This is a genomic window from Glaciibacter superstes DSM 21135, assembly GCF_000421145.1.
In the GTDB taxonomy this organism is placed as follows: domain Bacteria; phylum Actinomycetota; class Actinomycetes; order Actinomycetales; family Microbacteriaceae; genus Cryobacterium; species Cryobacterium superstes.
On sequence record NZ_ATWH01000005.1, the window covers coordinates 261,091 to 278,682 of the forward strand.

Consider the following 17,592-nt stretch of genomic DNA (forward strand, 5'->3'; position numbering starts at 1 on the left):
CCAGGTGCGGAGGTCTGTCCGGAAACGTCAGCTACGCCGGGAATCCGCGCCAGGCGCCATGTGCCGGATGCATCGGCTTACGCAATGCCCGCTGGCTGAGCTCCCAGGCGCTTCGACCTGTCTCTGGCGTGCTGTGCGCGGCCTCGGATTCCTCTCGCAGCAATCCGCGAACAACGGCCGTCACCGCCGCGATTTCGGAATCGGTCACGTTGCGCGTCACAAAAACGATCTCTGAAGGATCAAATTCTGAAGGATCAGATTCTGACGGGTCAGGTTCAGCGGGGCCTCGGGAGTTCGATGAGGATGTCATGGCGTGTCCCTACAGCGGGATGTTCCCGTGCTTCTTCGGCGGCTGGCTGGCCCGCTTGGTGCGCAGTGCCCGCAGTGCCTTCGTCACCGACACGCGTGTTGCGGCCGGCTCGATCACTCCGTCGAGCTCGCCGCGCTCTGCGGCCAGGAACGGGCTGGCGACGTTATACGTGTACTCGTTCGCCAGGCGGGTGCGCACGGCGGCGACATCTTCACCGGCATCCTCCGCGGCCTTGATCTCGGCCCGGTACAGAATGTTCACCGCGCCCTGCCCGCCCATCACAGCAATCTCGGCCGTCGGCCAGGCCAGGTTGATGTCGGCCCCGAGCTGCTTCGAACCCATCACGATGTAGGCGCCGCCGTAGGCCTTCCGCAGGATGACGGTGACCAGCGGCACGGTTGCCTCCGCATACGCGTACAGCAGTTTGGCGCCGCGACGAATGACGCCGGTCCACTCCTGCTCCGTGCCCGGCAGGTAGCCGGGCACGTCGACGAGGGTGAGGATCGGGATCGAGAACGCGTCGCAGAACCGCACGAACCGGCTCGCCTTCTCGCCTGCCTCGATGTTCAGCGTTCCCGCCATCGCGCTGGGCTGGTTTGCGACGATCCCGACACTGCGTCCTTCGACCCTGGCGAACCCGACCACGATGTTCGGCGCGAACAGCGGTTGCGTCTCGAGGAAGTCGCCGTGGTCGACCACGTGCTCAATGACCGTCTTCACGTCATAGGGCTGGTTGGGCGAATCGGGGATGATCGTGTTCAGCTTCTGGTCGGCATCCGTCATCTCGAGTTCAACCTCGTTGTCGAACACCGGCAGCTCCGCCATATTGTTGTCCGGCAGGAAGCTGAGCAGCGTGCGCGCGTAGTCGAGGGCGTCGGATTCGTCGCTGGCGAGGTAGTGGGCGACGCCGGAGACCTTGTTGTGGGTGAGGGCGCCACCGAGCTCTTCCATGCCGACGTCTTCGCCCGTGACGGTCTTGATGACGTCCGGGCCGGTGACGAACATCTGGCTGGTCTTGTCGACCATGATCACGAAGTCGGTCAGGGCGGGGGAGTAGACGGCGCCGCCGGCAGCTGGACCGCAGATGATCGAGATCTGTGGGATGACCCCGGATGCCGCTGTGTTGCGCCGGAAGATCTCACCGTACTTGCCGAGGGCGACTACGCCCTCCTGGATTCGTGCTCCGCCGGAGTCGAGGATGCCGATGATCGGCACGCCGGTCTTCAGCGCCAGGTCCATCACCTTGATGATCTTCTCGCCGGCGACCTCGCCAAGTGAACCGCCGAAGATGGTGAAGTCCTGTGAATAGACGGCGATTTGACGGCCATGGATGGTGCCGGTGCCGGTGACGACCGCGTCGCCGTACGGGCGTTTATTCTCCATTCCGAATGCGTGGGTGCGGTGCCGCACGAACTCGTCGAGCTCGACGAAGGAGCCAGGATCGAGCAGTTCGTCGATGCGCTCGCGGGCTGTCATCTTGCCCTTGGCGTGCTGTTTCGCGATGGCAGCGTCGCCGCTCGCGGTGACGGCCTCGTGGTAGCGGAGCTTGAGGTCGGCAAGCTTCCCAGCCGTCGTGTGCAGGTCGGGGCCGGAAGCGGCGCCGGTGTCAGGTGCAGTGTCGGGAGTCATCTCAGTCACGCGATTCACTCTACCGGCCACCCCTTTGAGCGAACCGTTGACGATTCCCTACAAATCCCGGCTCGATCGCTGGTCATGTTCGAGGCGCTCGATGTGGCTAACTCAGGAGAATCCGCCGATTCGCCTCCCGAATAGGCGGAATAGGGGCTGATTCGCGAGAATAGCCTGAGTTAGCCACGGAGAGGAGCCGGTATGGAGTTTACGCTGAGCCGTGAGGCGTCTGGTCGGTTCGAGTTTCTCGGTGAGGCCGGCTCGACGAACGACGTGCTGGTCGAGCATGCGACGGGCACGGATGCCGCGGCCTGGCCTGATTTATCGGTGGTCGTCACCGACAACCAGACTCGCGGCCGCGGTCGGCTCGGCCGCACGTGGCTTGCGCCCACCGGCAAATCGCTCGCGATCTCGGTGCTGCTGCGGCCTGCCCTCGGCGACGGTGGGCAGCTCCCCGTCGATGCTTTCGGCTGGTTCCCGCTCCTCGCCGGCGCGGCCATGACGCGCGCGGTGCGATCGGTGGTCGAGGAGTTCACGGTTCCGGTGCCCGATGTGAAGGAAGAAGAGATTCCGCGTCACGAGGTTGCACTCAAGTGGCCGAACGACGTGCTCATCGATGGGTACAAGGTGTCCGGCATCCTCTCTGAACTCCTGCCGAATGCCGACGGCCTCATCATCGGTGCCGGATTGAACGTCGCACTCGATGAACACGACCTCCCGACGCTGACGTCTACCTCGCTGCTGCTGGTCACCCGCTCGGAGCCAGATCCCGACGTCGTGCTCGCCCGCTACCTCACTGAGCTGTCGAGGCTGTATCGGTCTTTTCTGGCAGCGGGCGGCGATCCGGTGGCGAGCGGGCTCCGTGCCGTGGTCTCCGAACTTTGCGGCACGATCGACTCGCCGGTGCGCATCGAACTGCCCGGCGGGGACGACCTGGTCGGGCTGGCGGTCGGCCTGGATAACAACGGGCGACTGATCGTGCGTGATCGGTCGGATGGCGAACTGCAGGCTGTCGCCGCCGGCGATGTGACCCATCTGCGGTATTAATGGGATATGAGCAATAGCGCGGGTCAGTCCCACGATTCGCCGGCTGTCGACCAGTCGGCGGAACAAATCGTAGCGCGCGTGCGTCCACACGCGCGGGTGCTGTTCTGGCCGACCCTGCTGTTGTTTGCCGTCTGCGGCGTAACCGGATACTTTCTCGGGAGGCTGCCGGAGCAGTGGCAGAACATCGCGATCGCTGTCGGTGCGGTCGTGGTGATCGTGCTGTTGTGGCTGTTGCCGCTTGCTTCGTGGCTGAATCGCCGGTACACGATCACGACCAGGCGGATCATCTTCCGGCACGGCTTCTTCGTTCGCACCAGGCAGGAATTGCTGCACAGCCGTGGGTACGACGTGTCGCTCCGGCGCACCTGGCTGCAGTCGGCGTTCCGTTCAGGCGACGTGCGCATCAATGCGGGGCTGGAGCATCCGCTCGTCTTGAAAGATGTGCCGAACGCCGACCTTGTTCAGGAGGTCTTGCACGACCTGATGGAGTCGTCGCAGACGGTTCTCGGCGCTCGCAGGCAGGAGCAGTCGGCGCAGACCGACCACTCGACGCTCTGGACCGGGCATTAGCCAGGCCTGACCAGGCCGTCGGCTCGGCAGCTAGACGTTGCTCGAGCTGGCGGACACTTCGCGCCTGGCCGCAGCATCCACCGGCTGCGCGCGACGCGCCACCGCGATGGCCTCGCCGCCGCCCTGCGCCACTCCGACACCGACTGTGCGACCACGGTTCGGCGAGAACACCCAGTAGCGGTAGAGCGCAAAGCGGAAGATCGCGCCGAGCCCGAGGCCGATCACATTTGAGGAGATGTTGTCGGCGACGACGCTGGTGAACCCGAGCACGTAGTGGCTGAACCACAGGCAGGCCAGGCCGATGCCCATCCCTGCGAGGCTGACAGCGAAGAATTCGATGCCCTCACGGAGTGTCTGCGATTGCCGGTTGGCACCGAATGTCCAGTACCGGTTGCCGATCCAGTTCACCAGGATCGCCAGGACCGTGGAGATGATCTTCGCGTAGATCGGTCCGGCATGCACCAGTTCGGGGTCGAACATCGTTGTGCGCAGAATATTGAAGACCGTGACGTCCACGGCGAATCCCACGAGTCCCACAGCGCCGAACTTGCCCAGCTGCGCGGCGAGGGCCAGCAGTCTGGCCCTTGCAACCGAAGTTTTCGACATGTATCCGTCCGGTCTGGTCATCGTGCAGAGTTTCTGCTTCCGGCGACCGGGATCTGGATTCTCGGCCACCAGCGTGTGCGCGATAATTGAGCGAAACGACCACCGCGCGATTCGCAGTCTACGGCGATGATTTCGGCGCGACCTGAGAGTTTTCTTGGGGTCTGGTAAACGCTCGCAGAGAATTTGGTGAACACATGGCGACGACGGTTGGAGTCATCGGCGGGGGGCAGCTGGCGAGGATGATGATCCCCGCGGCCGTGAATCTCGGGATCGACATTCGGGTGCTCGCGGAGGCCGACGGCATGGCGGCGGGCCTCGCCGCCTCCACGGTGGGCGACTACCGCGATCGTGAGGTTGTGCTCGCTTTCGCCGAGACCGTCGACGTGATCACCTTCGATCACGAGCATGTGCCGCAGGAGATTCTGCGGGCCATGGTCGAGCGCGGTGTCCGCGTGCATCCAGGGCCGGATGCGCTGCTGTACGCGCAGGACAAGCTGCTCATGCGGCAGCGACTGAGCGACCTGGGTCTTCCTGTGCCGGACTGGGCGCGGGTCGAGAACGCGGCCCAGCTGGCCGAGTTTTTGGGCACTCACGGCGGTCGCGCTGTCGTCAAGACACCTCGCGGCGGGTACGACGGCAAGGGCGTGCGCCTGGTGCGGGGCGAGCACGAGGTCGACGACTGGTTCGCGTCTCTCGCCAGCGACCCGAACGGCGGCGACCCGAACGGCGGAGCGCTCCTGGTCGAAGAACTGGTCGAGTTCACCAGGGAACTCGCGCAGGTCGTCGCCCGCAGGCCGTCCGGCGAGGTCGTGGCGTGGCCCGTCGTAGAGACCGTGCAGCGCGATGGCGTCTGCGCCGAGGTGATCGCGCCTGCCCCTGGTTCTGCCGGACGCATCGCGGATGTCGCCGCCGATATTGCCTTCGCCGTTGCTGAGGGAATCGGGGTGACCGGGGTGCTGGCGGTCGAACTGTTCGAGACGACGGATGAGCGGGTGCTGATCAACGAACTGGCGATGCGCCCCCACAACAGCGGTCACTGGTCGATCGACGGGTCGACGACCAGCCAGTTCGAACAACACCTGCGCGCTGTACTCGACTTGCCTTTGGGTGGCACCGGCGCTCGTGACGACTGGTCGGTCATGGTGAACATTCTCGGTGGGCCTTCCAGCGGGTCGCTGATCGACCGGTATGCGGGCGCTCTCGCGGAGCATCCGACGGTGAAAGTGCACAACTACGGCAAGGATCCCCGGCCGGGTCGCAAGATCGGCCACGTCACCGCGGGCGGCGACAATCTCGACGACGTCATGTACGAGGCGCGTGCCACTGCGGCGTTTTTTCAGGACTGAGCCATAAGATCGTCTCCGTGCCAGAGAACCCTGAACCCGAACCCTTTGCACCAGACGCGTTCCCGCCGGAGCAGACGGTGGCAACTCCTGCCGCCGCGCAGAATTCTGCCGCCGCAGAGAACGGTGTCGTCAGGGTTGGTGTTGTGATGGGCTCTGACTCTGACTGGCCTGTCATGAGCGACGCCGCGCAGATCCTTCGCGACTTCGGTGTCTCGTGCGAGGTCGAGGTCGTCTCGGCTCACCGCACACCGGAGAAGATGATCGCATACGGCAAAGGCGCTCGCGATCGCGGACTCAAGGTCATCATCGCCGGCGCGGGCGGAGCGGCTCACCTGCCCGGCATGCTCGCCTCCGTCACGACCCTTCCTGTGGTCGGCGTGCCCGTTCCCCTCGGCCGCCTCGACGGCCTCGACTCGCTGCTCTCGATCGTGCAGATGCCGGCCGGCGTCCCGGTGGCAACGGTGTCGATCGGTGGCGCTCGCAATGCTGGGCTTATAGCCGTGAAGATACTGGCCACCTCCGACACTGCCCTCCAGGACAAGCTCGACGCGTACGCGCTCGAGCTTGCCGCACAGGTGGAGCAGAAGAACAGAGACCTCCAAGCGAAACTATGAGCAGTGTGAGCAGCCCGATTCGGCATCCGGAAGTCGGCTCAGCGCGGGTAATGACCAAACGCGGCTGGTGGCTCGTCGTGCTCAATTTTGTGCTGCCTGGCTCTGCACAGGTGCTGGCCGGCAACCGTCGGCTCGGCCGCTTCGGCCTCGGCGCGACCCTCACCCTCCTCGGTCTCGCCGTCGTGGCCGGTGTGGCGTACCTGCTTTGGCCAGAAGTCGTCTACACCGTCTTCACCAACACCATCGGCCTCTGGCTGGCCGCCGCGGTGCTGGTGTTCTACGCCGTGGTCTGGGTGATCCTCACCATCGACACCCTGCGGCTGGTGCGGTTGGTGCGTGCTGCGCCGGGCGCGCGCCCGTTGATCGCCGGGTTCGCCACCGTGCTCATGATCGCCGTCTGCGGAACTGCCGCGTACGGCGCGTTTGTGGCCACAACGGCCAGCGGATTCCTGTCGTCGGTCTTCGTCGCCGGTCCGTCTGAGCCGCCTGTCGACGGGCACTACAACATCCTGTTGCTCGGTGGCGACGCCGGTCCTGACCGTGACGGCCTGCGGCCAGACAGCATCTCCGTCGTCAGCATCAATGCCGAGACGGGGCAGGCGACGATGATCAGCCTCCCGCGTAACCTCGAGGACAACCCGTTCCCGGCGGACTCCCCGCTGGCCGCCGTGTATCCGGAGGGATACGGTGCGATCGACGGTTGCGAGGTCGACGCCTGCATGCTCAACTCGGTGTTCACCGAGGTGGAGCTGAAGAGCCCCGAGATGTATCCGAATGCCGTGGCTGAAGGCAGCGAGCCCGGCATTGAGGGGATGCGCGACGCGGCGGAGGGCATCACCGGCCTGACGATCCAGTATTACGTGCTGATCGACATGCAGGGTTTCGCAGATATGGTCGATGCCCTCGGTGGAGTGACCATCACGGTCGCCGATCGCGTGCCGATGGGCGCCGGCCACGACGAAGACGGCAACGAAGTGGCGATCGACTACTGGATCGAACCTGGCGAGCAGAAGATGGACGGCTTCACGGCCCTCTGGTACGCCAGGTCGCGTTATGAGACCAGCGACTATGACCGTATCCAGCGGCAGGGGCAGCTGCAGGACGCGATACTGCAGCAGTTCAATCCCGCGAATGTGCTGACCAAGTTCCAGGGTGTGGCGCAGGCGGGGTCGCAGGTGGTGAAGACGGATGTGCCGCAGGGCATGCTCGGGTACTTCGTCAACCTGGCGTCGAAGACGAAGGAGCTTCCGGTGCAGCGCTTGGCTTTGGTGCCGCCCGACGTCGACCCCGAAGAGCCGGATTACGCCTACATCCAGCAGCTGATCGCCACGACGCTGGCGCCGCCGGCGTCCGAGACTCCCGCCGAGTAGCCGCGTCGCTTACTGGCGCACCCCCGAGCCTGCGGACTGTAGTCCGGTGGCCAGCGCGCTCCCAGCGGCGGTGCATACGCTGGGCGCATGTCCGGAACCATCGCGCGCGATATCGAGATCGGCAGCAGTTCCACGCACCCGATGCGACGGATGCTGCGGCGCGTTCGTGCGTGGATCGAACGTCATCCAATTCAGGCGGAGCCAGCCCGGCGATGCTGGAGCGGTTGGCGGCGCGCAGCCGTGGCGTGTCGACCAGTGCCGGTCAGCCCTTGAGCCCGGACTGAGCGAGCCCTTCCACGAACTGCTTCTGCGCGACGACGAACACGATCAGCACCGGAAGCGCGGTCATGGTGGCCGCGGCCAGCTGCACGTTCCACATCTGCCCACCGTAGGCATCCACGTACCTGGTCAGCGCCTGTGGCAGCGTGAACAGGTCGGGCGACAGCAGGTACACGGTCGGCTCGAGGTAGAGGTTCCAGACGTGGAGGAAGGTGAAGATCGCCACGGCGGCCAGCGCCGACTTCGCCAGCGGCATCGCGATCTTCCACCAGATGGCGAACCGGCCGAGACCGTCGAGCCTGGCCGCTTCTTCGAGTTCGCCTGGCAGCGAGATGAAGAACTGCCGCATGATGAACGTGGCCAGCACACTCGGCGCCCCGAACGTAGACACCAGGATCAGCGGCCAATGTGTGTTCACCATGCCCAGCTGGTTGAAGATCTGGAACAACGGAACGATCGTGACCTCGCTCGGAATGAGCAGGCCGACGAGCACCACCATGAAGAGCAGGTTCTGCCCGCGAAAACGGATGCGTGCGAAGGCATATCCCGCCAGCGACGATACGAACATGGTGCCGACGGTGACGATCACCGCAATGTACAACGAGTTGAAATACTGCAGCCCGAACGGCTGCACGGCGAACGCTTCCGCATAACCTTCCAGCGTCGGGTTGGCGGGCCAAAGGGTGGGCGGGAACGAGAAGATCTCGTTGATCGGCTTGAACGATGAGGTGATCATCCACCAGGTCGGGAATACGAACGGGATGGCCAGAACACTGAGCACTCCGTAGAAGATCACCTGCTTGAGGGTCTTCGGCTTCTGCTGCCGGCCGGCGCGGGGCGGCAGGTGTCGATCCGGCTCCGGCTGCGATCCGGCAACGGACACGTCAGGGGCGATGGCATCAGTTCTCATAGAACACCCACTTCTTGCGGAGCTGCCACTGCACGACAGTGAGAATCAGCACGATGGCGAAGAGCACGATGGCCAGCACAGAACCGTAGCCAAAACGGCCGAACAGGAACGCCTGCTGGTAGAGGTAGTAGACCAGCACGGTGGTCGAGATGCCCGGCCCGCCCTGGGTGAGCACAGCGACCTGTGCGAAAACCTGCAGTGAGCCGACGATCGTGATGATGAAGGTCAGCAGGATGGTGGGTGAAATGAGCGGAACGGTGATGCGGGTAAACAGGGTGCGCGCATTCGCGCCGTCGACTCGGGCGGCCTCCTGGATCTCCTGCGGAACGCCCTGGAGAGCGGCGAGGAAGAGCACCATGTTCAGCCCGACGTTCTTGAACACCTGCACGATGATGACGCTGGCCATGGCGGTCGGGCCTTCACGCAGCCAGTTCGGGCCCTCGATGCCGACCAGTTGCAGGATGCCGTTGATGCCGCCGTCATCCTGCAGCAGAAAGCCCCACACGATGGTCCAGGCCACCAGCGAGACCACGACGGGAGAGAAGAACAGGGTGCGATAGAAGGTCATCGCCCTGGCCTTGCGGTTGAGCATGACGGCAAGGAGCAGGGCCAGGACCAGGTTGAAAACGACGAGTCCGACGGAGAACACCCCGGTCGCCTGCAGCACGGGCACCAACTCTGGGTCGGTGAACAGGCGTTCGAAGTTCTCTGCACCGACGAAGGTGAAGCTGCCCGCGAGCACATTCCACTCGTGCACGCTGAAATAGCCGATCAGCCCGAGGGGAATCAGCACGAATGCCAGGATGCCGAGAACCTGCGGCGCTACAAAGATGTATCCGGCGATCTGGTCGCGCTGCCGATAGCTGAGCGGGCGCCGCTTGCGAAGCGCGGGGTCGGGGCTCACCCGGCCGGACCGGGCTGCTGCCCGGTCCGGCCGAGTGCTCGTTGTTGTCGTCACGTGGTTCCTACTTCTCCAGCAACGGGTCGACGGCCTTGCACACGCTGCTCAGAACGGCCGGGATGTCGGCGTCCGGCGTCCAGATCGCATCCAGGGCTGCGCGCACCTTCTGGCCGATTTCGGCCGAGTCGGTGTGGCCCGGGCGCACCACGCCGGTGGCGATTCCGGGCACAACCACGTTCTCGATCTGTTCGGCGGTGAGCACCGGGTTCGCGGCTGCCAGAGTGTCTACATTGAGCTGCGAGTCCCTGGCCGGCGGGAAGTACTGCGCCAGCTTCTCGGAGTTCTCCGGATTGCTGAAGAATGCGAGGAACTCCGCGGCGACCTGGGTATTTTCTCCCTGGGCCATCACGCCGATGCCGGCCTGGCCGACCATCGAGTATGAGCCCTCAGGTCCCTCGGGCAGTGGTGCCAGGTCGAATGCGAAGCCGGCATCCGGCAGCAGGGAGGCCCGGGAGATCTGGGTTACGGTGAATGCAGCGTCACCGGCGAAGAAGTCCGCCGTCGTGCCGGGACCCGGCATCGATTTCTTCACAAAGGCCGCATCGTGCAGGAACGCAAATGCGTCGGCCATCTCGGGGGAGTCGAAGGTGCAGCTTGCGCCGTCTTCGCTCCAGGGCGCGGCACCCCAGCCCATCCAGACCGAGGCCAGGTTGTCCCAGGTGGTGTAGTCGAAGTCGCGGATGACGAACCCGGCTTTGCCGGTTGCGGCGTTGACCGCAGCGCCGACCTCCGACACGCCCTCCCAGTTCCACTTGCCCTGTGCCTGCAACTCGGCAGCGGTCGGCTGACCGGCGGCCTTCAACAGATCATCATTGGCGAACATGACAAAGGGAGAAGTCGAGAACGGATACGCCACCAGCTCGCCGTCTGCCTTCCAGAGTGCGGTTGCCGCCTCGTTCAGATCGTCGAACTCATAACCCTTGGTGTTCTCCAGCGTCTCCTGGATCGGTGCGAGCGCGCCGGAGGCCACGAAGTCGGGTGCGGCGTTCTCGAGGATCCAGGCGAGGTCAGGCGCCTTGCCGCCGGCGACCTGGGTGGTCAGCGTGGTGGTGTAGTCCTCGAACGGCAGCGGGTCGAAAGTGACCGAGGCGACCTCTGGATGATCGGCCATGTACTCGTCTGCGATGGAATCGAACATGGCCAGCTGATCCTCGTTTGAGGTCCAGACGGTCATGCGCAGGTCGACATCCGTTGCCGTGGGTGTCTCTGCGGTGCCGGAGCATCCGGACAGGAGCAGGGCGGATACCGCCAGCACTCCGATTGTCGTCAGCGGCTTTGCTGATCGCATGGTGTTTCTCCTCTGTAATGGTCGATCGGGTGATCGACACCTGTGTGGTTAGTAGCCGGTGACGTCTGGCCAGTGCAGTTCGACGCCGTCGGCGGCGAGCAGGCTTTGGAACTGCTCGAGCAATGCGGGGGTGTTGCGAACGGTTCGCGGATCTGTGTTCCGATCCAGGCTGAAGGCGGCCAGTGCGCCGACCGCCTCGCCGATGTTCCACTCCACCGGGTGCAGCCGGAAGGCGCCATTGGTGATGTGGGTGGTGCCGATGTTCTTCCCGGCCGGGAGCACGTTCTGCATACGGACGGGAATGAGCGCGCCGAGTGGGATCTCGAACGGTGCGCTCGCCACGTCGACATAGTTGTCGCCGTTGGTCGAGGGGTGCAGGTCGATGCGGTACATGCCAACACCGACCGTGTCTGGGTAGGTGGCGGGGGAGCCGTGTCCGCGCACTTCGATCGAGAGGTCGTCCTCCACCACCGTGTATTCGGCACGGATGCGACGCGATTCGCGAACATAGGGAGCCATCGCCAGTCCGTGCTCGGTTCCGGTCACGTCGCCGCGCAGGCGGAGACCTGGCCAGCCGGTGCCACCGTCGGGGCGGGGAGCCTCGGTCTGCAGCCAGTAGAAGAACGACAGCGACAACTGCCGGGCGGCCTCCAGGTGCTTCTCGGCATCCGGGTTGTCGATGATGTTGCCTTCGAGGTAATCGATCATCGGCCAGTTGACAACCACGAGGTCGCTCGGGAAGTGGCCGGGCGTGTAGAGCTTCCGGGCCAGGATGCGGCGGAAGATCCAGAGTTCGCGGTCACCTCCGCCTGCACGCTGGTCTGCGACCTGCGTCAGCGGGTCGTCGTCCACGGTCGGCGTGAACGTGCGCGTCACCGTTTCGAGGGTGCGCGGGTCGGGGCCGGTCAGCGAGAGCAGCTTTGCGCCCCAGAACTCCGGCTCGTACTCGCGCCAGAAGTCGTAGTCCTGTGGCTTGTCGATGACGTGGTTCTCGCCCTCGATGTGATCGACGACGAAGCACCAGGACAGCGCCTGGACGTTGTCGGGGTCGCCGGTCTCCGGCGCGCTCGGCTCGCCGGTCTCGGCCTTGGACTCGGTTCCGGTGACGAACTCGGTGCCGGTCAGTGGAAGGAGGTCGCCGGTCTCGGTGGCGTCGATGACGTAGTCTGCGGTGACGGTCAGGGTGTCACCCGTGCCGAGGTGACGCAGTGTCACGGACGTGACTCGATCGCCATCCGTTTGGGCGTCGACGGGGACTACCTGCTTGACCAGGCGCAGGCGTCCGGTCGCCAGGTACGGCGCCAGCATGTTGTCGATGACGGCGACGGCGATCCTCGGCTCGGAACAGAGCCGGCTGACCAGCCCGGCGCCCGGGTTCAGGGCACGGATTGCGCGGGCTTCGGTGGTGAGCGGGTACCAGGCGCGATAGTGGTCACGGATGCCGTCGCGGAGCGCCCGGTACGAAGCTGTGACGCCGAACTGCTCTACCCAGGTGTGCTCGTCTGGCGGCACTGCCTGGCTGGTCAGCTGTCCGCCGAGCCACTCGTACTGCTCGGTGAGCACCACCCTGCGACCGGCGCGGAGCGCGGCGAGCGCAGCGGAAACGCCGCCGAGGCCGCCTCCGACGACGAGGATCTCGGTGCTGGCTTCGGTCGTGCTGGCTTCGGTCGTGCTGCTTGTACCGTCGATGGTGCTGGCGGGGGTCAGGGTCACAGGTGCTTTCCTTCGTTGCGGGGTGGGGCGAGGGTGGTGCCGGACTCGACGACGCAGTCCAGCAGGATCCGGCTCTCGGATTCAGATGGCGCGTCGTCGGAAGACAGGATGCGGCGGAGCAGGGTGACCGCCTCGGCACCGAGTTCGGTGCGGGGCGGGCTGAGACGGGTGAAGTCGATCGCCTGGGCGCTCGGTCTGGAAGGCTCGCCCAGGACAACGATCGACAGGTCTGACGGGACACGTACGCCCGCTTGCCTGGCCAGCTCGTAGATCTCCAGTGCATGGCGGGGCGCTTCGATGAAGAGCACAGTGGGATCGGCGGTGGTGATCGCCTTCCAGTCGGCGAGGTAGTCGTCGCCGGTGCAGGCGCGCAGTTGCACGCTCTCGATTCCCGCCTTCTGCAATTCGGTATGGAAGCCCAGCTGGCGGTCCGCCACCGATTCTGCTGCGGAGTCGACGTGGAGGTAGAAGAAGCGTTCATGCCCGGCGGCGAGTGCGGCGCGGGTGAGCTCTGCGGTGCCGCTCACATAGTCGGCACCGACGTACGGCACGCCGGGAACATCCCGTCGGCCGACGGCGACGAAGGGGAAGTTATTGTCAACCAGGCGGCTGAGTTCTGCGGCATCCATCTCAAGACCGAGCAGCAGGCATCCGTCTGCCAGACCGAGTCGGTTGTTGCCGTGGAAGATCTGACGACGCCCGTTCTCGACAGGCGCGCTCGTGAACAGCAGCAGGTCGCAGCCGAGTTCTTCGGACCGGGCTTCGATGCCGGTCAACAGTGGTGTGTAGAAATCGGCGGTCTCGTTGGGGAACGCCGGTTCATAGGTGAACACACCGAGGATCTTGTTGCCCATTCCGGCCAGGCGCCGGGCAGCGGGGTCGGCCACGTAGGTGGTCTTCTCGATGATCTCGAGTACGCGGTTGCGGGTCTCCTCCGGAATGCGAGACGCGGCGTCGGCTTTGCCGTTCAGCACCAGGGAGACGGTGGCCTGGCTCACGCCGGCGAGTTCGGCGACGCGGCGTTGCGTCATCTTCTCGTGCGTTGGACTCGTCATTGGACGTCGCCTTCACTTCTCTGGAGCTCAGGCGCCGGGCTGGCGCTGGGCTGGTAATACGCATTAGCATAGTGCAAAACGATCGCTAATGCGTATTAGTGATGACCGTGCGGTAGCCCCGCTGTTCGCAACAGCCGGAAGCCACGGTTCAGGATGCTGGTTGCGACAGGCCCAGGCGGGGATAGAGCAGCTCGAAGCCCTTGTCGAGTCCGCCGTTGAGGGCGCTCACCCCGTGGTCGCCTCCCGGCACCTCGTAGTAGGTGGTGTTCATGCCTGCTGCGGCCGCGGCATCCGACACCGCCTTGGCATCGGGCTGGAACGTGCCGTCGTCGGCGCCGACCGTGAAGATCGCCGTGGTGTCCGGGTAGCTGCCCGCCGCCAAGATGTTGACCGGCTTCACCGCGTCGTATGCTGCCTGGTCGCCGCCGAAGATCTCCTTCAGCACCTGGTCGCTGTCTTCGGCACCGGCATACGCGTCGCCCGAGATGTCGAGGATATTGCCCCAGACGTCGGGGTACTTGGAGCCGAAGTAGGCGGAGCACTCACCGCCGTTCGAGTAGCCAGCCACCGTCCACTCGGTGCGGTCGGGAAGAATGTTGAGGTTCGCTTTCGCCCAGCCCACGGCATCCGTCATCACGTAGGTCTCGACATTGCCGCGTGATGAATCGAGGCAGAGGGGGTCGTTTGCCGGGTCGCCGAGCTGGTCGACGATAAGTGCGATCGGGGCGAGGCCCTTATTCGCGGCGGCATACTTGTCGAGGATCGCGGCGATGTACTGGGCATCAGGGTCTCCGGGCTGGCCCATCATCATCAGCACGAACGGCAGGGCCGGCGCGTTGTCGACCTGTGCCGCAGGAGGCAGGTAGAGTTCCGCGGCGCGGGCGGAGAATCCGGATGCCGTGGCCGGGATGTCCACGGTGCCGGTCTTTCCCGCGGCCGGCATGTCGGCCGGAGGAGTCCAGGTCTCCCAGAGCGGGCCGGCATTGGCGGGCGGGGGCGTCGCCGGAGGCTTGCCCGGATCGATGGGCTGGCTGGTGTTGATGTGCAGGAAGGAACCGAGCGTCGGGTTGAGTCCGTAGGCGGCGTTGACTCCGAGGGTGGCGGTGATCCCGAACAGCAGGATGCCGACGACGGCGATCAGCTTGCGCCACCAGCGCGACCTCCAAAGGTTGACGATCGCGAGGCCAATGGCGGCGAATGCGGCGATGATCCAGGCGTTCGCCTCGTGCGAGAGCGGGCTCCCGAACAGGTTGAGGAGCCCGACGGTGACCAGGAGGGTGGCGAGGCCGATCACGGCGCCGCCGAGAAGCCCGATGGCCGCGGTGACGATCCAGCGCGGTGTCGGGCGCCGGGCGAGCAGGTAGATCAGAGCTGCGGCGCTCACCGCGAAGAACGCGATGATGACCGGCCCGGTGACGATGTTCACGTTGAGCAGGCTGTCTGGCACGTGCCCAACCTAGCGGATGCGATCTGCGCTGGCTATCGACTGAGGTCCTGTTTTCGTTCGTTGACTGTGCAACTCGGTGCTGCACGACCGGATGTCCGGAGGCCGCGTTTCTTCACGGTCAGCGCGCGAGCGCCTCCACAAACCACGAGGTGATCGTCGTGGGGTGGGTGATCGCCGTCCCGACGACAACGGAATACGCCCCGGCATCGAGCGCGGCACGCGCCTCGTCCGGTGAGTGGATGCGCCCTTCCGCGAAGACCGGAACGCTCAGCCGCCCCGCGAGCAGGTGAACCAACTCGAGATCCGGTCCGGCGGTGCGGGGGCGCTCGCCGGTGTAGCCCGACAGGGTGGTGCCCACGATGTCCGCCCCCGCATCTTCGGCAGCCACCCCGTCGTCGAGGCTCCCGGCATCCGCCATCACCAGCGCGCCGGTCTCAGAATGGATGCGTCGCACCGTCTCCTCGAGCGACAGCCCATCCGGCCGCGCTCGCCGCGTCCCGTCGATCGCGACGATCTGGGCTCCCGCCTCGATCACCGCGAGCGCGTGATCGAGGGTGGGGGTGATGAAGACGCCGTCCGCGCCCACCTTCCAGAGGCCGATCTGCGGCACGTCGACCGACTGGCTGATCAAACGGATGTCGTCGAGTCCCTGCGCGCGGATCGCGACGGCACCGCCGGCGACGGCCGACTGGGCGATGAGGGCCATGGCGCGGGGATCGCGAAGCGGCTCCCCTGGATAGGCCTGGCACGAGACGACGAGGCGGCCTCGGAATGACGCGATCACTGGTTCACCGCCTCCAGTGATTCGAAGGCTCCTCGCGCCGCTCCGATGATGGCGGCGTCATCACCGAGTGAGGCTTCCACGAGCGGAACCCGCTCGACCAGGGGCATCGCGGTCGTGCGCATTGCCTCCTCAACCGATGACCACCACAGTGCGCCCGCGCGCCGCATGCCGCCCGCGATGATGACGATGTCGGGGTCGATGACGTTCACCAGCCCACCGAGGCACCGCCCAAGGGCGCGTGCAGACGTGACGACCGCCGTGCGGGCACGCTGGTCATTGTCCGTGCGACGCACGACTTCGCGAGCATCCTGCACGTCGGCGTCGCCGCCGAGGCGCAGGTAGAGCTCGTGAAGCGCGGTGCCAGACGCGATTGCTTCGAGGTGTCCCTCCCTGCCACAGGGGCAGAGGATGCCTGCAGCTTCTTCTGCAGGCAGATGGCCGAGGTGGCCGGCGACGCCGTGGGCGCCGAACTGCGGTTGTCCGTCGACGACGACGGCCCCGCCGATGCCGGTGCCGACGGCAGCCACCAGAACGGTGCCGTGTCCCCGTCCCGCGCCGACGAAGGCCTCACCGGCGGCATGGGCGTGAACGTCGTTCTGTACAACAACAGGGAGGTCGAGGGCCGCCTCGAACGCCCTGCCGAGGTCGGTTCCTGCCCAGTTGCTGAGGCTGCCGGTCGCTGAGACGACTCGGCGCGCAACGGAGTCAATCACTCCGGCAGCGCCAACGCCGACCCCGATGACGGTCCGTCCGTGCAGGAGAGTGTGAGCGAGGGAGGAGGCGGCAGACACGATACTGTCGCCTCCTTCATTGGCAGGAGTGGGAGCGTCGAGTCGCGCGATGACCTCCCCGGTTCGAGTGACCAGCCCGACCGCCGTCTTGGTTCCCCCGATGTCGATACCGACGGCCAGGTCTGTCATCTGTCGTTTTCTCTGGTCACTGCGAGCTGGAAGGTGTATCGATCGGCGCGGTAGATCGTTCGTGCGTACTCGATCAACTGTCCGCGGCGCGACGAACTCACCCTGGACACGCAGAGTGCGGCGCTTCCTGGTTCAACCTCAAGGAGCCTGCTCCGCTCCTCATTGAGGGTGATCGCCTGGATCTCCTGTTCCGCCCGGTACACCTCGTGGCCTGATGTGCGGAGTTGTTCATACAGCGAATCGCCGAGGTTGAACTGTTCGATGTCGAGGATCGTCGTTGGCAGGTAGACGTCTTCGATGGCCATGGGGTTGCCGTCGGCGAGCCTGAGCCGCCGGATGTGCGTGCATTCCGAGCCCGCCACCAGTTCGAGTGCCCGCGCGACGACATCATCCGCTTCAACCCTCGATACGGCGAGAACGCGGGAGGAGGCCGAATAGCCCCGGCTCATCATGTCTTCCGTGAACGAGGTCAGCTTCGGGCTCTTCGAGAAGAGATCGGTCGAACCGACGTAGGTGCCGGAGCCGTGCACGTTGTACACGCGGCCCTCTTCACTGAGTTTGGCGATCGCCTGCCGCACAGTCATGCGGCTGACCCCGTAGATCGCCATGAGCTCCCGCTCGGAGGGCAGCGCGTCGTGGGGTGCCATCGACTCTGCAATGGTGGCGCGGATCCCGGCGGCAACGGTCTCGTATTTGTGCGCCATGTGCTGGTTCCCCTTCTCGTGACTGCTCATCGCTTGAAC

The 17,592-nt window shown here is 65.3% G+C and carries 17 protein-coding genes; 5 read left to right on the forward strand and 12 right to left on the reverse strand.

Going from position 1 to position 17,592, the window contains the following annotated elements; all coding sequences use genetic code 11:
• Positions 1 to 31: 31 nt before the first annotated feature.
• Together K323_RS0108790 and K323_RS0108795 are read right to left on the reverse strand one after the other, a co-directional pair.
• Entirely contained in the window at positions 32 to 220 is a 189-nt protein-coding gene (locus K323_RS0108790) for an acyl-CoA carboxylase subunit epsilon (protein ID WP_245570950.1), read from the reverse strand.
• Between the two features lie 99 nt (positions 221 to 319).
• Entirely contained in the window at positions 320 to 1,939 is a 1,620-nt protein-coding gene (locus tag K323_RS0108795; protein ID WP_022884915.1) for an acyl-CoA carboxylase subunit beta, read from the reverse strand.
• A 201-nt stretch (positions 1,940 to 2,140) separates the two neighbouring features.
• Between K323_RS0108795 and K323_RS0108800 the strand changes: the two genes are divergently transcribed.
• Complete coding sequence (locus K323_RS0108800) at positions 2,141 to 2,986, forward strand: biotin--[acetyl-CoA-carboxylase] ligase (RefSeq protein ID WP_022884916.1); 846 nt, start codon at positions 2,141 to 2,143, stop codon at positions 2,984 to 2,986.
• A 6-nt stretch (positions 2,987 to 2,992) separates the two neighbouring features.
• On the forward strand, positions 2,993 to 3,556 hold the full coding sequence (locus tag K323_RS0108805; RefSeq protein ID WP_022884917.1) for a PH domain-containing protein: 564 nt from the start codon (positions 2,993 to 2,995) through the stop codon (positions 3,554 to 3,556).
• Positions 3,557 to 3,586: 30 nt separating this feature from the next.
• Here the strand turns inward: K323_RS0108805 and K323_RS25120 are convergent, their stop codons facing one another.
• A complete protein-coding gene (locus K323_RS25120; RefSeq protein ID WP_022884918.1) occupies positions 3,587 to 4,183 on the reverse strand; it encodes a GtrA family protein in 597 nt (198 codons plus the stop codon).
• Between the two features lie 173 nt (positions 4,184 to 4,356).
• Between K323_RS25120 and K323_RS0108815 the strand changes: the two genes are divergently transcribed.
• From K323_RS0108815 to K323_RS0108825, 3 genes are all read left to right on the forward strand, one after another.
• A complete protein-coding gene (locus K323_RS0108815; RefSeq protein WP_022884919.1) occupies positions 4,357 to 5,508 on the forward strand; it encodes a 5-(carboxyamino)imidazole ribonucleotide synthase in 1,152 nt (383 codons plus the stop codon).
• Positions 5,509 to 5,651: 143 nt separating this feature from the next.
• Positions 5,652 to 6,122, forward strand: coding sequence for a 5-(carboxyamino)imidazole ribonucleotide mutase (gene purE / locus K323_RS0108820; RefSeq protein WP_026851440.1), 471 nt, complete (start codon positions 5,652 to 5,654; stop codon positions 6,120 to 6,122).
• On the forward strand, positions 6,119 to 7,492 hold the full coding sequence (locus tag K323_RS0108825) for an LCP family protein (RefSeq protein WP_022884921.1): 1,374 nt from the start codon (positions 6,119 to 6,121) through the stop codon (positions 7,490 to 7,492). Before purE ends, K323_RS0108825 begins: the two co-directional genes overlap by 4 nt.
• A gap of 262 nt (positions 7,493 to 7,754) precedes the next feature.
• Here the strand turns inward: K323_RS0108825 and K323_RS0108830 are convergent, their stop codons facing one another.
• From K323_RS0108830 to K323_RS0108870, 9 genes are all read right to left on the reverse strand, one after another.
• A complete protein-coding gene (locus K323_RS0108830) occupies positions 7,755 to 8,681 on the reverse strand; it encodes a carbohydrate ABC transporter permease (protein WP_022884922.1) in 927 nt (308 codons plus the stop codon).
• The gene (locus K323_RS0108835; protein ID WP_022884923.1) at positions 8,671 to 9,639 is read right to left on the reverse strand and encodes a carbohydrate ABC transporter permease; all 969 of its coding nucleotides are present in this window, start codon (positions 9,637 to 9,639) and stop codon (positions 8,671 to 8,673) included. The genes K323_RS0108830 and K323_RS0108835 overlap by 11 nt, the downstream gene beginning before the upstream one ends.
• 7 nt (positions 9,640 to 9,646) lie before the next feature.
• Positions 9,647 to 10,930 (reverse strand): ABC transporter substrate-binding protein, encoded by a 1,284-nt coding sequence (locus K323_RS0108840; RefSeq protein ID WP_022884924.1) that lies wholly within the window; start codon positions 10,928 to 10,930, stop codon positions 9,647 to 9,649.
• A 48-nt stretch (positions 10,931 to 10,978) separates the two neighbouring features.
• Positions 10,979 to 12,643, reverse strand: a complete 1,665-nt coding sequence (locus K323_RS0108845; RefSeq protein WP_022884925.1) for an FAD-dependent oxidoreductase — start codon at positions 12,641 to 12,643, stop codon at positions 10,979 to 10,981.
• A complete protein-coding gene (locus K323_RS0108850; protein ID WP_022884926.1) occupies positions 12,640 to 13,698 on the reverse strand; it encodes a LacI family DNA-binding transcriptional regulator in 1,059 nt (352 codons plus the stop codon). Before K323_RS0108850 ends, K323_RS0108845 begins: the two co-directional genes overlap by 4 nt.
• A gap of 148 nt (positions 13,699 to 13,846) precedes the next feature.
• Complete coding sequence (locus tag K323_RS0108855; RefSeq protein ID WP_022884927.1) at positions 13,847 to 15,145, reverse strand: alpha/beta hydrolase; 1,299 nt, start codon at positions 15,143 to 15,145, stop codon at positions 13,847 to 13,849.
• Between the two features lie 118 nt (positions 15,146 to 15,263).
• Complete coding sequence (locus K323_RS0108860; protein ID WP_022884928.1) at positions 15,264 to 15,929, reverse strand: N-acetylmannosamine-6-phosphate 2-epimerase; 666 nt, start codon at positions 15,927 to 15,929, stop codon at positions 15,264 to 15,266.
• Positions 15,926 to 16,849 (reverse strand): ROK family protein, encoded by a 924-nt coding sequence (locus K323_RS0108865; protein WP_022884929.1) that lies wholly within the window; start codon positions 16,847 to 16,849, stop codon positions 15,926 to 15,928. The genes K323_RS0108860 and K323_RS0108865 overlap by 4 nt, the downstream gene beginning before the upstream one ends.
• Positions 16,846 to 17,583, reverse strand: coding sequence for a GntR family transcriptional regulator (locus tag K323_RS0108870; RefSeq protein ID WP_157509392.1), 738 nt, complete (start codon positions 17,581 to 17,583; stop codon positions 16,846 to 16,848). The genes K323_RS0108865 and K323_RS0108870 overlap by 4 nt, the downstream gene beginning before the upstream one ends.
• Positions 17,584 to 17,592: the final 9 nt, after the last annotated feature.